We start from the raw sequence: 16652 nt of genomic DNA on the forward strand, positions 1-16652 counted from the left end.
CCACGGCCGAGTCCCTGGCCTGGGAAGCGTCTTCGGGACCCCCGTCCGTTCACCAGCCTGTCATTCGCCCGTAGAAAACTTCTACCCGTCCGTAGCTTGGTCATGCTTCACTAGGTGGATGACAACTACAGCTGATAAAGCTCACGCTGGCATCGACGACCAGCGGATAGCAGCAGAAAACACGAAAGATCAGTCCAGCGCGGCCCTGCGGGAAAACTTTGTGGAGAACGGGGCCCGCAAGTTGGTGGCCTTGGACGTGGACGGCACCTTGGTCAACCACGACGGCCACATGAGCGATGCCGTCCGCGAAGCGGCCCGCGCCGTCGTCGACGCCGGCCACGAAGTGGTCGTATCCACCGGTCGGTCGCTGAATGCCACGCTGCCGATCATCGAGTTGATCGGGATGACCAAGGGGTACGCGGTGTGCTCCAACGGCGGCGTCACCCTGCGGATCGACACCTCGCTGGACGCCGGGTACGAGGTGGTCGACCGGGTGACGTTCAACCCCGGCCCTGCCCTGCGCGTGATGCGCTCGAAACTGCCGACCGCGAAGTTTGCGCTGGAGGACGAAGAGGGCAACTTCCTGGCCACCGAGCGTTTCCAGGACGCCAGCTTCGGCATCGAAGCCAAGGGTGTGGATTTTGAAACACTGCTGGAATCCACCGCCGTGCGCGTGGTGGTATCCAGCGCCGAAAACACTCCCGAAGAGTTCAAGGAAGCCATCGACACCGCCGGACTCAAGGGCGTGACGTACTCAGTCGGCTGGACGGCCTGGCTGGACATCGCGGCCAACGGCGTCACCAAGGCCAGCGCCTTGGAAGCGCTGCGCCGAAAGCTGGACGTGGAGCCGTCGCACACGGTTGCCATGGGCGACGGGCGCAACGACATCGAAATGCTGGACTGGGCCGCCCGCGGCGTGGCCATGGGGCAGGCGCCCGAAGAAGTCATCGCCGTCGCCCACGAAGTCACCGGCACCGTGGAAGAGGACGGCGCCGCCCGCATCCTGCTCAGCCTGCTGGACTAACACCCGGGCCGATCCCGGTGGCTGGCGGCCGGGTCAGGCTGCGCTGATCCCGAAGAGGCCGATGATCAGGGCCATGACCAGGAACGTGACCAGTTCGTGCACGATGTTCAGCACGGTCAGCCCGGCCGGGCGCCCCTCGAAGGCATCATGGGTGACGAACCGTGCCGCGGTAAAACCGGCCCAAAGGATCACCGCGGTCAGCACGGTGTTCCAGAGGAAGTTGCCGCCATAGAAGTCCTGCGCAATGGCAGCCGAGCCCGCCAGCACCCAGGCGCTGATGAAGCTGACAATCAGAGTGATGATGATAGGGCGCACGGCGCTTTTGCCGTCACCGGGACTGACCTTGGCGACCTTCATCCAATAGTTGCCGAAGACCTTCGGCGTGTACCAGATGGACCCGACGACCATAGTCGAAATGGTCGCCACGATGACCGCCCAGACATTAATTTCGGGGACCATGTGTGCACTCCTTTGTTCCACGCCACCGGCGTATTGCCGACGGCATCCTCACACGGAGTCTAAACGCCGCACCCGCGGTTGCCACGCACGCGGCGGGTCAGTAGGGCAGCGCGGCGGCCGGCATTGACCGCGGCCCGTAGACCAGGTCCAGCAGCCGGGCCGCAGCCGGACGGCACGCCCATTCCTCCACCCAGTGCGACCGGACCACCGCCTTGCTCACGGCCTGGCTGGTGATGCCCAGTTCCTCGGCAATGAACTTTTGCTGGCCGCGGGCCCCCGGCGTCATCAGGTCCAGGACCTTCCACTCCGCGTCGGTGCGGGTGGCGACAATCTGGCCTAGCAGCCGCAACACCGCCTCTGCTTCGGCCGCAACGTCCGCATCGGGGCCGGAGACGGCCAGCGGGACGCGCTCCCCGGTTTTTTGCGCACGGTTCACGGCGCGGCGAGCATAGACCAGCCCGTATCCTTCGGCGTCCTTGATCTCCGCCGGCAGCGGCAGCCGCAGTTCGCCGACGCCAATGCCCACATGCCAGCGCCGGCTGCGCAGCGCGATCAGCGCCGCGTCGATGGCCGTGGAAGCGTCCGCGACCGCACCGATGGCTTCGTCGCCGACGGAGCGCTGGAAGGGGATAGCCGCGGGCAGGTGGCGCAGCGACTTGATCAGTTCGGGCACCAGGTCGCCCACCTCGCGGGAATCGCGCTGGTTGACGGTGAGCACATACATGGCACCAGTATTGCCTCCACCCCGGCGGGAACAACCGATTTCGGTTGGTGGCGTGTCCGGTGCGCCCCAACAGCAGGCGGTCCGGACCCCAAAAGGGCCCGGACCGCCGTCGTTGTTGCCGCCGTCGCCCGGCGGAAGCGTCAGCTAGACGTCGCGGCCCTGCGGCTCGTCAGCGGCCGAGGCCTCGCCCTGCGCGGCAAAGCGCTTGATCGAGGCTTCCAGCTCGGCTTCGGCTGCGGCGCGGTCCGCCCAGCCCTCGGCCTTGACCCACTTGCCCGGCTCCAGGTCCTTGTAGCGGGTGAAGAAATGCTCGATCTCCTTGACCAGGAACTCCGGCACATCGGAGAGCTCCTGGATGTGGTCGAAACGCTTGTCGGCCGGAACGCACAGCACTTTGGCGTCCCCGCCGCCGTCGTCGGTCATGTTGAACACGGCGATCGGGCGGGACTCGACCAGCACGCCCGGCAGCAGGTCGAAGTCCTGCAGCATGACCATGGCGTCCAGCGGATCGCCGTCTTCGCCCAGCGTGTCCTCGAAGTAGCCATAGTGGGTGGGGTACTGCATGGAGGTGAACAGCACCCGGTCCAGACGGAGGCGGTGGGTTTCGTGGTCGATTTCGTACTTGACCCGGGATCCCTTGGGGATCTCGATGGTGACGTCATGCTGCATGGCTTCGCTCCTTGGAGACGTTCAGACTTTTGGCTTCGGCGCCGCCGGTGCACAACCGTGGCCCGGCGCCGACTACGCTTAACGATATCGGTCTTGCCTTCGCCCCCCGGCATCGGGGTTGAGCCGGGCGAAAAGCAACAAGCACAATCCTCAGGAGGGGCAGCATGGGGCGTGGCTTCCGCGTGCTCACCTCAGGACTCCTGGCCGTGGTCTTCGCCGCGCTGGCAGTGCCCGCAGGGTTCAACCTGGCGCAGGCCATCGAGTGGCCTCAACCGGAGCCGGTGATCAGCACGCCCGCGGCGCAGTTGCCCCCCACCACGCTGACCGAGGACCCCTTGGCGACCGGACCGAGCGGCACCGCTCCGCTACCCGATCCGGCCACGTTGAAACCGGCGCTGGACAAGGCCTTGGCATTCGACGGCGCCGGCAGCTTCACCGGGACGGTCACCGATGCGGCCAGCGGCGAGGTGCTGTACACCAAGGCCGCCACCGAGCCGGTGATTCCGGCGTCGAACCTGAAGACACTCACCGCGGTCGCCGCACTGGAATCGCTCGGCGCGGACCGCCGGCTCTCCACCACGGTCAAGCGCGGCAGCAACCCGGGGGTGCTGTACCTGGTGGGCGGCGGCGATACGTTGCTGGGAGCCGGGAAATCACGGCCCGGCGCGGTCTTGGGTGAAGCAGGACTGGCAACGCTGGCGGAGCAGGCAGCCGGGAAACTGGCCGCCAGCGGCTACACCGGTGAGCTGACCGTGGTGGTGGACGATTCGCTCTACTCCGGGCCAACCATCAGCGCCGCCTGGGACCCGGGCGATGTGAAGAACGGCGAAATAGCCCCGGTCTACCCGATGGCGCTGAATGCCGGGCGGGACCAGGCCGACGGCGGGGGAGAGCTGGTGGCCGATGCCGCCGGTCTGGCCGGGGCCACCTTTCGGGATGCGCTGGCCCAGGCCCTGGCCGGGAAGGGCCTGACCGTGGCGGCCACGGTGGGCCGCGACGCGGCACCGGCGGACGGGACCGTGCTGGCGGAGGTGCGGTCCGCGCCGGTCGCCGACCAGGTGGCCTACATGATGCAGCATTCGGACAACTACGTGGCCGAGGTGCTGGCACGCAACACGGCAGTGGCAGTGGGCAAGCCCGGCTCCTTCGGCGGCGGCACCGAGGCCGTGCGGGAGGCGGCCGAACGGCTGGGCATCCCGGTGGCGGGGATGGTGCTGGCCGATGCCAGCGGACTCTCGATGAAAAACCGGGTCAGTCCCGCGCAACTGGCCGCTGCGGTCAGCTTGATCGCCACCGCCGAGGACCCGGACCTGCGGGCAGGCATTGGTTCGCTGCCGATCGCCGGGCTGACCGGCACCCTCTCCGGCCGGTACCTGCAGGCCAACGCCGGCGGCGCCGGACTGGTCCGCGCCAAGACCGGCACGCTGAACTCGGTGACATCGCTCAGCGGCTACGTGGCCAGCGCGGACGGACGGCTGCTGATTTTCGCCTTCGTGGCCAACGGGCTGAACGGTTCGATCGACGCCGCCCGCACCGCCGCCGACCGCGCCGCCACCGTGCTGGCCGGCTGCGGTTGCCGCTGACCGGGCACCGATCCGGCAGGCGGGGAGGTAGTGACCGGCTTGGCGCTGGTGTGATCTGATGGAACGCATGGACAGCAGCGCACCCACCCCCAGTGATTCCGGCGCCTCCTCTGGCCCGCCCCCGCGGCTGGTCAATTGGGAACTGGCCGCCTCCACGGCAGCAAAACTGACCCCGGCCGGTCCCCGGATGAAGGGATCGGAGATCCGTGCCACCGTCGAAGAGCTGCGGCGGCTTGCCGAGGTATCGGTGGACCACGTGCACCGCATCACCGGACTGGACGCCGCCCGCGACCTCCGCGATTCCGAGGTGCTGATCATCGACCGCGCCGGCTGGTCAAAGGCCAACGCCCGCAGCTTCGAAGTCATGCTGGCTCCGGCCCTCACCGCGCTCGCCGAGAAACGCCCGGAGCAGCTCAAAAGCGCCACCACGGTCGTGGGCGGCGCTCTCACCGGGACCCAGATGGGCGCCATCCTCTCCTTCTTGTCCAGCAAGGTGCTGGGCCAGTACGACCCGTTCTGCTCGCTGCTGCCCGGCGGGCCCGCGGCCGGACGGCTGATGCTGGTGGCACCCAACATCGTGACCGTGGAACGCGAACTGAATGTGGTGCCCTCCGACTTCAGGTTGTGGGTCTGCCTGCACGAGCAGACACACCGGGTGCAGTTCGCCGCGGCGCCCTGGCTGCGCGACCACATGATGGAGCAGATCGGCGAGCTCTCGTCGTCCCTGGTGGAAAAAGCGGACACCCTGGGCGAGCGGCTGCAGCAGACGGTCAAGGCTGCCGTCGCCGCGACCAAGGACAGCGGCAAGAACGACGGCGGAGGGCCGGGTTCTTCGCTCAAAGGTTCCGTCCTGGAGTTGATCCAGGGTCCGGAGGAGAAAGCGGTCTTCTCGCACCTGACGGCGGTGATGAGCCTGCTGGAGGGCCACGCCAACGTGGTGATGGATGCGGTGGACGCCTCGATTGTGCCGACGGTGAAGACCATCCGCCAACGCTTCAATGCCCGCGGTCAGAGCCGCGGCGCGCTGGAGAACTGGGTCCGCAAGATCATGGGACTGGATGCCAAGGCGCGGCAGTACTCCGACGGCGCCAAGTTCGTCCGTGCCGTGACCCGGCAAGTCGGCATGGAAGGCTTCAACGCTGTGTGGGAGCGTCCGGAGAACCTGCCCACGGAAGACGAGATCCACCATCCCGACCTGTGGATCAGCCGCATGGACCTTAGCCGCGCATGAGCGGTGTGGCAGCGGGCCGGCGCAAGCCCCGGCTCCATCCGCATCTGGGAGCCGTCCGGCACCAGTTGCGCCAAGCGCTGGATGAATGTGGACCGGCACCCGCGGGCGCGGACTCCGCCGAGGCCCCGCTGCTGCTGGTGGCCTGCAGCGGCGGTCCGGATTCGCTCGCCTTGGCCATCGCCGCGGAGTTCTTCAACCGCCCCGCGCGCAACGGCGTCCGTCCCTACCGGGTGGGAGCCGTCGTCGTCGACCATGGACTGCAGCCGGGCAGTGCCGAGGTGGCCGAGGGGGCACGGCTGCAGCTCGAATCGCTGGGCCTGGCGCCGGTGCAGGTGCGCCGCGTGCAGGTGGAATCCGCCGGAATGGGGCCGGAAGCTGCCGCCCGCACCGCGCGCTATGCGGCCCTGGATGCGGCGGCGGCGGAGTTCGGGGCGGCCGCGGTCCTGCTGGGGCACACGCTGGACGACCAGGCAGAACAGGTGCTGCTGGGCCTGGGCCGCGGTTCCGGCACCCGCTCGCTGGCCGGCATGCCGGTGAAGCGGGGCCAGTACCTGCGTCCGTTCCTGGCGCTGCGGCGGCGGGATACCGAAGAAGTCTGCGCCGTGGCGGGACTGCAGCCCTGGCACGACCCCACGAACTCGGATCCGCGCTTCATGCGCTCGCGCATCCGGACCCGGGTGATGCCGTTCCTGGAGGAGGAAATGGGCCCCGGCGTGGCAGAAGCACTGTGGCGTTCGGCCCGGATCCTGGCCGCGGATGCCGAGTACCTGCAGGCGCAGGCGGTCGAAGAATACCGCCGGGTGCGGCTGGCGACGCCGGACGGAGTGGAGTTGCAGCGCGACGGGATGGAACGGCTTCCGGCCGCCATGAAGCACCGCGTGATCGCCTTGGCAGCGGCGGAGCTGGGCGGCGAGAATCCCAGCTACGAACGGCTGCAGGCGGCCGAAACGCTGCTGCGCCGCCAAGGCTCCGCCGGCCCCGTGCAGTTGGCCGGATTCGTCAGCGTCTACCGGCGGACTGCCGCCAATTCGGTTCCCCAAGATGGCACCGGCTATGGCAATCTTGTGTTGAGAACAACTGACCGCAGCCCCGGTCAGTCAGACCGCTAGACCCGGGAGCAAGTGGTGGATTCCAACGACGTCCAGGCAGACCTCAAGCACGTCCTCTACACCAAGGAGCAGATCCAGCAGCGCATTACCGAGCTGGCTGCCCAGATCGATAAGGATTACGAAGGGCGCGATCTGCTGATCGTCGGCGTCCTCAAAGGCGCGGTGATGGTCATGGCAGACCTGGCGCGCGCCCTGCACAGCCACGTCAAGATGGACTGGATGGCTGTCTCCTCCTACGGCTCCGGCACCCAGTCCTCGGGCGTGGTGCGGATCCTGAAGGACCTGGAGACGGACCTGATGGGCAAGCATGTGCTTATCGTGGAGGACATCATCGACTCCGGCCTGACCTTGTCCTGGCTGAAGACCAACCTGATTTCCCGCGGTCCGGCCAGCGTGGAAATCTGCACGCTGCTGCGCAAACCTGACGCCGCCAAGGTGGAGATTGACGTCAAGTACGTCGGCTACGAGATCCCGAACGAGTTCGTGGTGGGCTACGGGCTGGACTACGCCGAGCGCTACCGCAACCTGGACTTCATCGGCACGCTGGCGCCGCACATTTACGAATAACCGCTGCACCGTCTTCCGCAGGCCGCGCTACGCCGAGAGGGAACTAATCGGCTCCGCCGAGCGTGAATGAAGACGGACGGTGTATAGCTGTAGTAGCCCACCGGGCTGCCATCACGCGCGGACAAGCAGGAGGGACGGGCGCAAGCCCCCAAGTCGCATGAAATTGAAGAACCTTTTCAAGGGACCAATCATCTGGATTGTCCTGGTCTTGGTCATCCTCCTGATCGCCGTGCCCAACCTGGCCGGCCCGCAGTCGTCGCGGGTGGACACCAGCGTGGGTCTTTCGCTGCTGCAGGATAAAAAGGCGGAACAAGCCCGGATCAACGACGGCGCCCAGAGCGTCGACCTGACGCTGCGTGACGATCTGGTGATCGACGGCGCCAACAAGGGCAAGTCGATCACCTTCTTCTACAGCCGTGACCGCGGGCCGGACATCGTCCAAGCGATCAACACCTCCGGCGTGGACAACTTCACCGACCAGCCGGTGGAAAACAACTGGTTCATGAGCTTTATCAGCCTGATCCTGCCCATCCTGATCATCGGCCTGATCTTCTGGTTCCTGCTCTCGCGCATGCAGGGCGGCGGTTCCAAGGTCATGCAGTTCGGCAAGTCCAAGGCGAAGATGATCTCCAAGGACATGCCCCAGGTGACCTTTGCCGATGTCGCCGGCGCGGACGAGGCCGTCGAGGAACTGCACGAGATCAAGGAGTTCCTCTCCGAGCCGGCCAAGTTCCAGGCCGTGGGAGCTAAGATCCCCAAGGGCGTGCTGCTCTACGGCCCGCCCGGTACCGGCAAGACGCTGCTGGCCCGCGCCGTGGCCGGCGAGGCCGGTGCGCCGTTCTTCTCGATTTCCGGTTCGGACTTCGTGGAGATGTTCGTGGGCGTCGGCGCCTCCCGTGTCCGTGACTTGTTCGAGCAGGCCAAGGCCAACGCGCCGGCCATCATCTTCGTGGACGAAATCGACGCCGTGGGCCGGCACCGCGGCGCCGGCGTGGGTGGCGGCAACGACGAACGCGAGCAGACGCTGAACCAGCTGCTGGTGGAGATGGACGGCTTCGATGTGAAGACCAACGTCATCCTGATCGCCGCCACCAACCGCCCGGATGTGCTGGACCCGGCATTGCTGCGCCCGGGCCGTTTCGACCGGCAGATCGCCGTTGAGGCACCGGACCTCGAAGGCCGCCACCAGATTCTCCAGGTACACGCGGCCGGCAAGCCGATGGCCCCCGGCGTGGACCTGAAGTCGCTGGCCAAGCGGGCCCCCGGATTCACCGGCGCCGACCTGGCCAACGTGCTCAACGAAGCGGCGCTGTTGACCGCTCGGTCCAACGCCCAGCTGATCGACGACCGGGCACTGGACGAAGCCATCGACCGCGTCATGGCCGGCCCGCAGAAGCGCTCCCGCGTGATGAAGGAGCATGAGCGCAAGATCACCGCGTACCACGAAGGCGGGCACGCGCTGGTCGCGGCCGCGCTGCGCTACTCCGCCCCGGTCACCAAGGTCACCATCCTGCCCCGCGGGCGGGCCCTGGGCTACACCATGGTGGTGCCGGAGGAAGACAAGTACTCCGTGACCCGGAACGAACTGCTGGACCAGTTGGCCTACGCCATGGGCGGCCGGGTGGCCGAGGAGATCGTCTTCCACGATCCGTCCACCGGTGCCTCGAACGACATTGAGAAGGCTACCGGCACCGCCCGGCAGATGGTCACGCAGTACGGCATGAGCGAACGCGTCGGTGCCGTGAAGCTGGGCCAAGGCGGCGGCGAGCCGTTCCTGGGACGCGATATGTCGCATGAACGCAACTACTCCGACCACGTGGCGTTTGTGGTGGACGAGGAAGTTCGCCGGCTGATCGACGATGCCCACGACGAGGCCTACGCGATCCTGACCGAGAACCGCGACGTGCTGGACCGGCTGGCCCTGGCCCTGCTGGAACGCGAAACCCTGAACCAGAGCGAGATCGCCGAGATCTTCCACGACCTGCGCCGCCGCGACCTGCGCGATGTGTGGCTGTCCAAGGAGACCCGGCCGGTCCACGACATTCCGCCCGTCGTTTCGCGGCGGGAGCGCGAAGCCGCAGCCAACGGCCAGCAGGAAGAAGAAAGCCATGCGGCCGTGATCGTGGACCCGAATCCGGCTGGCGGAGACCTGCCGGAGGACGAGGGCCGAGGCGGCGTTCTGGGCACCAGCGGCTAGGATCGCATACGTGACCGATTACGATGACGTCGTTGCCGAACTGGACTTTGACCCGCAGATCGACCTGCCCCGGATCGAAAAAGCGGTTCGCGAGATCCTGATCGCCGTCGGAGAAGATCCGGACCGCGAAGGCCTGCTGGATACCCCGCAGCGTGTCGCCCGTTCGTATGCTGAGGTCTTCGCCGGACTGCACCAGGACCCGGCAGAGGTCCTCGGCACCACGTTCGACATCAACCACGAAGAAATGGTGCTGGTCAAGGACATTCCGTTCTACTCGACCTGCGAGCACCATCTGGTGCCGTTCCATGGCACTGCGCATATTGGCTACATCCCGTCGCATGACGGTAAAGTGACCGGGCTGAGCAAGCTGGCCCGCCTGGTGGAGATCTATGCGCGCCGCCCGCAGGTGCAGGAACGCCTCACCACGCAGATCGTGGAGGCCCTGGTCAAGTACTTGGAACCCAAGGGCGCGATCGTCGTCGTCGAATGCGAGCACATGTGCATGTCCATGCGCGGGGTGCGCAAGCCCGGGGCCAAGACGGTCACCTCGGCGGTGCGTGGCCAGTTGCGCGAGCAGGCCACCCGGGCCGAGGCCATGAGCCTGATTATTGGACGATAGCGAAAAGATAGAGACGGTAGAACTAGATGGATTCACTCGCCGCAGTCCCCGGAACCGGGCCCGCAACCTCGCCCCTGCCCGTGCTGCGCAAGGCACGCGCACCGAAGAAGTTCGCGGACCTGCCCACCGACCGGGCCGTCGTCATGGCCATTTTGAACGTCACGCCGGACTCGTTCAGCGACGGCGGTGAACACGCCAACCGCGAAGCGGCGATCGCCTACGGCCTGAAGCTGCTTTACGGCGGGGCCGACATCATTGACGTGGGCGGGGAATCCACCCGCCCGAACGCGGACTCCATCACGCCGGAAGAAGAGCAGCAGCGCATTTTGCCGGTGATCGAGGCGTTGGCCAAGGCCGGCGCCCTGATCAGCGTGGACACCATGCACGTGGACACCGCAGCGAAGGCCCTGGATGCCGGGGCAGCCATCATCAACGACGTGTCCGGCATGACCTTCGACCCTGACATGCCGGCGCTGGTGGCGGAGCGGAAGGTTCCCTACATCCTGATGCACCGGCGCGGCGACGCCCGCCATGCGGATCCGAAGGCGGATTATCAGGACGTGGTGGCCGAAGTCCTCGCGGAACTGACCGAACTGCGCGACAAGTTCGTCGCCGCCGGGGTTGCGCCGGAGCAGATCATTCTGGATCCGGGTCTGGGCTTCTCCAAGAATGCCGAACACAACTGGGAGCTGCTGCGCGCCACCGGGCAGTTCGCCCAGCTCGGACACAAGCTGCTGATCGGTGCGTCCCGTAAGCGGTTCCTCGGCTCGTTGCTGACCTCCGCCGGCAAGGCCGCCGCCCCCAAGGAACGCGACGAGGCCACGCTTGCGGTCTCCGCACTGGCCGCGGCCAACGGCGCGTGGGGCGTGCGCGTGCACGACGCCGGTGCCTCCCTTGACGCTGTCAAGGTCGCCGCTGCCTGGGCCAAGTAGGGCGGTCATGGCGGCAGGACAACCGGCGCGCCCGGACATCATCAAGCTCACCGGCATCTCCGCGGTGGGCTACCACGGCGTGCTGGAACACGAGCGCCGCGACGGGCAGCGGTTTATTGTGGACGTTGCCCTGCACACGGACATCCGCCCGGCGGCCGCCGGCGACGACCTGACGAAGACCGCTAACTACGCCGAGCTCGCGGACCAGGTGGAAGCGATCATCACCGGCGAGGCGCTGCAGCTGATTGAAACCCTGGCCGAACGGATCGCGGACCACGTGCTGCGCACCTTCTCCGTGGCAGCGGTGGAAGTCACCGTGCACAAACCCCACGCGCCCATCCAGGTGGAGTTTTCCGACGTGAGCATCAGCATCTACCGGGAGCAGCCATGAGCGTGCGCGCCGTGCTGGCGCTGGGCAGCAACCTGGGCGAACGCAGCGACACGCTCTCGCACGCCGTGGCAGACCTGGTGGACACGCCGCACGTGCGGCTGCGGGAAGTGTCAGCGGTGGTGCAGACCAAGCCGGTGGGCGGTCCCGAGGACCAGCCGGATTACCTGAACATGGTGCTGGAAGTGGAGACCGACCTGGATCCACACCAGCTGTTGGCCCACTGCCAGTCCGTGGAGAACAAGCATCACCGCACGCGGGAAGTGCGTTGGGGCCCGCGGACCCTGGACGTGGACATCATCACCTACGGCGATCTGACCCTGAACGATGACGACCTGATCATCCCGCATCCGAGGGCACATGAACGCGCCTTCGTCCTGGCGCCCTGGGCTTGGATGGACTCCAACGCCACGCTCAACGGCATCCCGGTCGGCGAACTGGCGAAGGCGGCGGGGGACCTGGACGGCGTCGAGCCCTACGAAGCCGAACCGTTCGAAGCCGGGCAGTAGTGTCCGGCGGGGTGGGGGCTTCGTGAGGACCATCAGGTACCGCTACCTGGCGACCATCGCCGTCGTTACTGCGGCGCTGGGCTGGATGGGCAACCAGATCACCGAGCGCAACGGGCTGCCGGTGCCGTTCCTGCATCTTTCCTCGCTGGTCACGATGGCGGCCATCGCCGTCTTCACGCTGGTACTGGGCCTGAAAGTGCGTCGCTGGCGCAACGGCAAACGGGACAAGGAACTGAATCCGGTGCTGGCCGCCCGCACGCTGGTGCTGGCCCAAGCCTGCGCCTATGCCGGATCACTGATCTTCGGCTGGCACACCGGCATCCTGGTGGACCAACTCCTCCTGCTGCTCTACCGGCCCGGCCTCGGAGCGCTGCCGGCCGTGCTGGCTATGATGGGCGGTGGCCTGGTCATGGTGGTGATAGGGCTGGTGGTGGAGCGCTTCTGCAAGCTCCCGCCTGAAGACACCGACGCGGCCAAGAACAATGGAACCGAGGCCCAAGGCGAGGGAGAGTATGCCTAGCGAAGCGATCGACCCGGCGGGGATCAACTGGATCCGGGTCTCGCCCAAGTACATCACGGTACAACTGATCGGCTGGGCGATCTTCACCGTGGTTGCACTCGCCGTCCTGTCCATTCCGCTGGTGCTGTTGCTGACCGGCGTGTGGCCCGATTTCCCCGCCTGGCTCGCCTGGCTGCTGAGCGTGGGCACCGTGGCGGCCCGCATCTGGATCGGACTGCTGATTCCGCGCCAGGTCAGGGCCATCGGCTACGCGGAACGGGACGAAGACCTGCTGATCCGGCGTGGCCTGTTTTTCCAGCGCGTCATGGTGGTTCCCTACGGCCGGATGCAGTACGTGGACGTCGCCGTGGGCCCGCTCGAAAGGGCGTTCGGGCTCTGCTCCGTGAAACTGCACACCGCCAGCCCGCAGACCAATGCCAGCATCCCGGGTGTGCCGGCGGCAGAAGGCGCACGGCTGCGCGAACAGCTCTCCGACCGCGGGCAGGCAAGGCTGGCCGGGCTATGACCGTTCCCGGCAGCACCGGGCCGGACCCGCTGCAGGGGCGGGACCCGCTGCACGGACAGGACCCGTTGCAGGGGCGGGACCCGTTGCGGGGGCGGGACCCGCTGCAGGGGCGGGGACCGGAAGCGCCGCCCGGCGATGTCCTGCCGGCCTCCCAGGGCGTGCCGCTCACCCCGGACCCCACCGGCATCTGGCACCGGGTTCATCCCGTTTCTCCGCTGGTCCGCGGCTGGATTGCCGTGGCGGCCATCGCCTACTTCTTTGGCCGCGACTGGTTCGAGACCGTGTTCCGCGGCGAGGAGTTCTGGGGGCTAAGCGGTGGCCGGGCGGTCTGGACCGTGCTGATCGTGGCCGGCGTGGTCCTGCTGCTGCTGGCCGGGTTCTTCCTGTCCTGGTGGTTCACCCGGTACCAAGTCACGGACGACCACGTCCGGGTGAACTCCGGCGTTCTGTTCCGCCAGCACCGCCAGGCCAGGCTCGACAGGGTGCAGGCGATCGACGTCATCCAGCCCCTGCTGGCCCGGATCTTCGGCCTGGCCGAACTCAAGTTCGAGGTGGCCGACGCCGGTGAGTCCGCCGTGCGGTTGGCGTACCTTCCGCTGGCCTCGGCCCAGGAGCTTCGGGCCACCATCCTGGCCCGGGCCGCCGGGCTGACCAGTGCTCCCGGCCATGCCCAGGAACCGGTACCCGAAGCCCCCGAGCAGCAGATCCTGGCCGTGCCCGGCAGCCGGATTGTCGGCGCGGCCCTGCTCTCCGGCACCACGGTGTTCCTCGCCGTCATGCTGATCGCCGCCGGGCTGTCCACCTTTGTGTTCGATGCAGCGTTCGGCCCCGCCCTGCTGCTGCCGGCCGCGTTCGGTGTGGCCGCGGGCTACTGGTCTACCTTCAGCACCGGCTACAACTTCCGGGCCGCGGTATCCCCGGACGGCATCCGGCTGCGCTACGGGCTGCTGGAGACCCGGGCGCAAACTGTTCCGCCGGGCCGGGTTCAGGCGGTGGAGATCATGCAGTCGCCGCTGTGGCGCTTCAAGGGCTGGTACCGGATGCGCGTGAATGTGGCCGGCTACGGGGTCAGTACGGAGAATTCCGGTGCCCGCACCACATTGTTGCCGGTGGGCACGCAGCAGGAAGTCATGCAGATGCTGGCCCTGGTCCTCCCGGACCCCGGCACCGAGGATCCGTTCACCGTCTTCGCCGCCGGCCTGGACGGGATCGCCGGCACGGACCAGAACGACGGCGGGGCCTTCGACGGCGGCTTCGTCACCTCGCCGCGGCGCGTCCGCTGGCTCTCCTGGCTGACCTGGCGGCGCAACGGCTTTGCCGTTACGGGCACCGCACTGCTGGCGCGCGGCGGCCGGTTGTGGCGCAGCCTCGCCGTGGTGCCGCACGAGCGGACCCAGTCCATTGCGCTGCACCAAGGTCCGCTGGCCCGGCGCCTGCGGGTGGCCGACCTGCGGCTGCACACCACCACAGGACCGGTCACGCCGGTGGTCTACCAGATCGACGCCGGCACCGCCCGCCGGCTCTTCGACGAACAGGCGTCCCGGGCCGCAGCGGCCCGGCGCCGCAGCCTTCCGGACCGCTGGCTCGAAGCCAGGCCCGAAGCCACGCCGGACCCCCATGGCGGACCAGGATCGGAGCCTGCCACTCGGCGCCCGGACGGGCAGCAAGCCCAGCAGGACAACCAGCAGCCGCAGCAGGAGGGGCACCAACGGCAGCCGGACGCCCACCAGTCGCAGCAGGACGGACACCATCCGGAGCAGGAGAGCCACCATGGCGGGTAGTACACGGCCCGGCCGGCTGGGCATCGGCGTGATCGGCGCCGGCAAGGTGGGCGCCGTCCTCGGCGCAGCGCTGCGGGGAGTGGGGCACGCCGTCGTGGGCGTTTCCGCCGTGTCGGAGGACAGCAGGGAACGGGCGGAGAACCTGCTGCCCGGCGTCCCGGTGCTGCAGATCCCGGAGATCGTTGAACGGGCCGAACTGGTGCTGCTGGCGGTACCGGATGACGCGCTGCCCGAACTGGTGGAGGGCCTGGCCGCGGCCGGCGTCTGGCAGCCGGGCCAACTGGTGGTGCATACCTCAGGGCGCTTCGGCACCGGCGTGCTCGCACCGGCACGGGCCAAAGGGGCCATCCCGCTGGCCATCCACCCCGCGATGACCTTCACCGGCATGAGTCTTGACCTGGCCCGGTTGACCGACTGCAGTTTCGGGGTGACCGCCGAAGCCACGGTCCTTCCGATAGCGCAGGCGCTGGTGGTGGAGATGGGCGGCGAGCCGGTGGTCATCGCCGAGCAGGACCGCACGCTCTACCACGCAGCCTTGGCGCATGCCTCAAACCACCTGGTGACGATTGCCGCGCAGTCCGCCCAGCTGCTGGCAGAAGCCGGCGTGGAGCAACCGGACCGGGTGCTCAGCGCACTGATGCGGGCATCCCTGGAGAACGCGCTGGCCTCCGGTGAATCGGCGCTGACCGGCCCGGTGGCGCGCGGCGATGCCGGCACGGTCCGCAGCCATCATGAAGCGCTGCTGCGCCGCGAAGTGGATTCGGGCAGCACCGACATCCGGCTGGCCTACGAGGAACTGGCCCGCGCCACCGCCCAGCGCGCCTTGGAGCGGGGCCTGTTGAAAGAGACGCAGGCCACCGAAATTCTGGACATTCTGGCCCAATCCCATCCGGAGGAGAACCCGTGACCCGCCCGCAGCTTGTGACAACCCAAGCCGAACTGAAGGATGCCACCGCCGGACTCCTGGCCGATGCCGGGGCTGGGGCCGAGGCAAGCGGCCGGCCGTCGGTGGGACTGGTGCTGACCATGGGAGCGCTACACGCCGGCCATGCAGCCTTGGTGCGCGCCGCGCGGCAGGAGAGCGACGTCGTCGTAGTTTCCATTTTTGTGAATCCGCTGCAGTTCGGTGAAGCGGAGGACCTGGATCGGTACCCGCGCACACTGGAGGCCGATCTGGACCTGCTGGCGGAGTGCGGCGCAGACGTGGTCTTTGCGCCGAGCGTGGAGGAGGTCTATCCGGACGGCGCGCCGGGGATCAGGATTGCCGCCGGGGAACTCGGCGCCAAGTTCGAGGGGGCCTCCCGTCCGGGCCACTTCGACGGAGCGCTCACCGTGGTGGCCAAGCTGCTGCATCTCGGGCTGCCGGCCGGTGCAGCCGACTATCGGACGTTCTTCGGGCAGAAGGACGCGCAGCAATTGGTCCTGGTCAAGCGGATGGTGGCTGACCTGAACTTCCCGGTGCAGGTCGTGGGAGTGCCCATTGTGCGCGACGACGACGGACTGGCGCTCTCCAGCCGCAACCGCTTCCTCGCCGAAGCGGAGCGGGACGCGGCACTGGTGCTGTCCCGCAGCCTCGCCTACCTGCGTGGACAGGCAGAGCGCCATGAAGCCCTGGATATTGACGGCGCCCTGGCGATGATCGACTCGGTCCCGCTGGTGCAGCTGGACTACTTGGAAGTGGTGGACCCGAGCACCCTGGAGCCGTTGGCCTTCAACTGCCGGGAAACCCCGTTCACCGGCGAGGCCTTGGCGCTGGTCGCCGCCAAGGTCGGCCCGGTGCGGTTGATCGACAACGTGCAGCTGGGGTACTGACGCTGAACTACTGACGTGGGACG

Annotated in this window: 18 protein-coding genes; 15 read left to right on the forward strand and 3 right to left on the reverse strand. The window is 67.7% G+C overall.

Annotation, left to right across the window (positions count from 1 at the left end; genetic code table 11):
- Positions 1-118: 118 nt before the first annotated feature.
- A complete protein-coding gene (locus ACMX2H_RS04030; protein ID WP_414959073.1) occupies positions 119-1024 on the forward strand; it encodes an HAD family hydrolase in 906 nt (301 codons plus the stop codon).
- 33 nt (positions 1025-1057) lie between these two features.
- Here ACMX2H_RS04030 and ACMX2H_RS04035 read toward each other — a convergent pair whose 3' ends face one another.
- From ACMX2H_RS04035 to ACMX2H_RS04045, 3 genes are all read right to left on the reverse strand, one after another.
- A complete protein-coding gene (locus ACMX2H_RS04035) occupies positions 1058-1483 on the reverse strand; it encodes a DUF1761 domain-containing protein (protein WP_414959074.1) in 426 nt (141 codons plus the stop codon).
- 97 nt (positions 1484-1580) lie between these two features.
- Positions 1581-2207 (reverse strand): hypothetical protein, encoded by a 627-nt coding sequence (locus ACMX2H_RS04040; RefSeq protein ID WP_414959075.1) that lies wholly within the window; start codon positions 2205-2207, stop codon positions 1581-1583.
- 144 nt (positions 2208-2351) lie between these two features.
- On the reverse strand, positions 2352-2876 hold the full coding sequence (locus ACMX2H_RS04045) for an inorganic diphosphatase (protein WP_414959076.1): 525 nt from the start codon (positions 2874-2876) through the stop codon (positions 2352-2354).
- Between the two features lie 164 nt (positions 2877-3040).
- On the opposite strand from ACMX2H_RS04045, the gene dacB reads away from it, so the two are divergent.
- The 14 genes from dacB to panC all read left to right on the forward strand — a co-directional run bounded on the left by dacB (position 3041) and on the right by panC (position 16629).
- Entirely contained in the window at positions 3041-4459 is a 1419-nt protein-coding gene (dacB, locus tag ACMX2H_RS04050; protein ID WP_414959077.1) for a D-alanyl-D-alanine carboxypeptidase/D-alanyl-D-alanine endopeptidase, read from the forward strand.
- 67 nt (positions 4460-4526) lie between these two features.
- A complete protein-coding gene (locus ACMX2H_RS04055) occupies positions 4527-5690 on the forward strand; it encodes a zinc-dependent metalloprotease (RefSeq protein WP_414959078.1) in 1164 nt (387 codons plus the stop codon).
- Complete coding sequence (gene tilS, locus ACMX2H_RS04060) at positions 5687-6799, forward strand: tRNA lysidine(34) synthetase TilS (protein ID WP_136785596.1); 1113 nt, start codon at positions 5687-5689, stop codon at positions 6797-6799. Before ACMX2H_RS04055 ends, tilS begins: the two co-directional genes overlap by 4 nt.
- A 15-nt stretch (positions 6800-6814) precedes the next feature.
- On the forward strand, positions 6815-7366 hold the full coding sequence (hpt, locus tag ACMX2H_RS04065; protein ID WP_136785597.1) for a hypoxanthine phosphoribosyltransferase: 552 nt from the start codon (positions 6815-6817) through the stop codon (positions 7364-7366).
- Between the two features lie 157 nt (positions 7367-7523).
- On the forward strand, positions 7524-9563 hold the full coding sequence (gene ftsH / locus ACMX2H_RS04070) for an ATP-dependent zinc metalloprotease FtsH (RefSeq protein WP_414959079.1): 2040 nt from the start codon (positions 7524-7526) through the stop codon (positions 9561-9563).
- A 10-nt stretch (positions 9564-9573) separates the two neighbouring features.
- A complete protein-coding gene (gene folE, locus ACMX2H_RS04075; protein WP_240691789.1) occupies positions 9574-10182 on the forward strand; it encodes a GTP cyclohydrolase I FolE in 609 nt (202 codons plus the stop codon).
- Positions 10183-10208: 26 nt separating this feature from the next.
- Positions 10209-11114: a dihydropteroate synthase gene (gene folP / locus ACMX2H_RS04080; protein WP_414959080.1), complete on the forward strand. Its 906-nt coding sequence runs from the start codon at positions 10209-10211 to the stop codon at positions 11112-11114.
- A 7-nt stretch (positions 11115-11121) separates the two neighbouring features.
- Positions 11122-11505 carry a dihydroneopterin aldolase gene (gene folB / locus ACMX2H_RS04085; protein ID WP_414959081.1) on the forward strand — a complete coding sequence of 128 codons (384 nt, stop codon included), beginning with the start codon at positions 11122-11124 and terminating at the stop codon, positions 11503-11505.
- Positions 11502-12011 carry a 2-amino-4-hydroxy-6-hydroxymethyldihydropteridine diphosphokinase gene (gene folK / locus ACMX2H_RS04090; RefSeq protein ID WP_414959082.1) on the forward strand — a complete coding sequence of 170 codons (510 nt, stop codon included), beginning with the start codon at positions 11502-11504 and terminating at the stop codon, positions 12009-12011. Before folB ends, folK begins: the two co-directional genes overlap by 4 nt.
- A 22-nt stretch (positions 12012-12033) precedes the next feature.
- Positions 12034-12531, forward strand: coding sequence for a DUF3180 domain-containing protein (locus ACMX2H_RS04095; RefSeq protein ID WP_414959083.1), 498 nt, complete (start codon positions 12034-12036; stop codon positions 12529-12531).
- Positions 12524-13036, forward strand: a complete 513-nt coding sequence (locus tag ACMX2H_RS04100) for a PH domain-containing protein (protein ID WP_414959084.1) — start codon at positions 12524-12526, stop codon at positions 13034-13036. Before ACMX2H_RS04095 ends, ACMX2H_RS04100 begins: the two co-directional genes overlap by 8 nt.
- Complete coding sequence (locus ACMX2H_RS04105) at positions 13033-14817, forward strand: PH domain-containing protein (protein ID WP_414959085.1); 1785 nt, start codon at positions 13033-13035, stop codon at positions 14815-14817. The genes ACMX2H_RS04100 and ACMX2H_RS04105 overlap by 4 nt, the downstream gene beginning before the upstream one ends.
- Entirely contained in the window at positions 14807-15724 is a 918-nt protein-coding gene (locus ACMX2H_RS04110) for a Rossmann-like and DUF2520 domain-containing protein (RefSeq protein ID WP_414959086.1), read from the forward strand. The genes ACMX2H_RS04105 and ACMX2H_RS04110 overlap by 11 nt, the downstream gene beginning before the upstream one ends.
- Positions 15721-16629 (forward strand): pantoate--beta-alanine ligase, encoded by a 909-nt coding sequence (panC, locus tag ACMX2H_RS04115; protein ID WP_414959087.1) that lies wholly within the window; start codon positions 15721-15723, stop codon positions 16627-16629. The genes ACMX2H_RS04110 and panC overlap by 4 nt, the downstream gene beginning before the upstream one ends.
- Positions 16630-16652 lie beyond the last annotated feature (23 nt).

Origin of the sequence: Arthrobacter sulfonylureivorans (assembly GCF_047607445.1) — a bacterium.
In the GTDB taxonomy this organism is placed as follows: domain Bacteria; phylum Actinomycetota; class Actinomycetes; order Actinomycetales; family Micrococcaceae; genus Crystallibacter; species Crystallibacter sulfonylureivorans_A.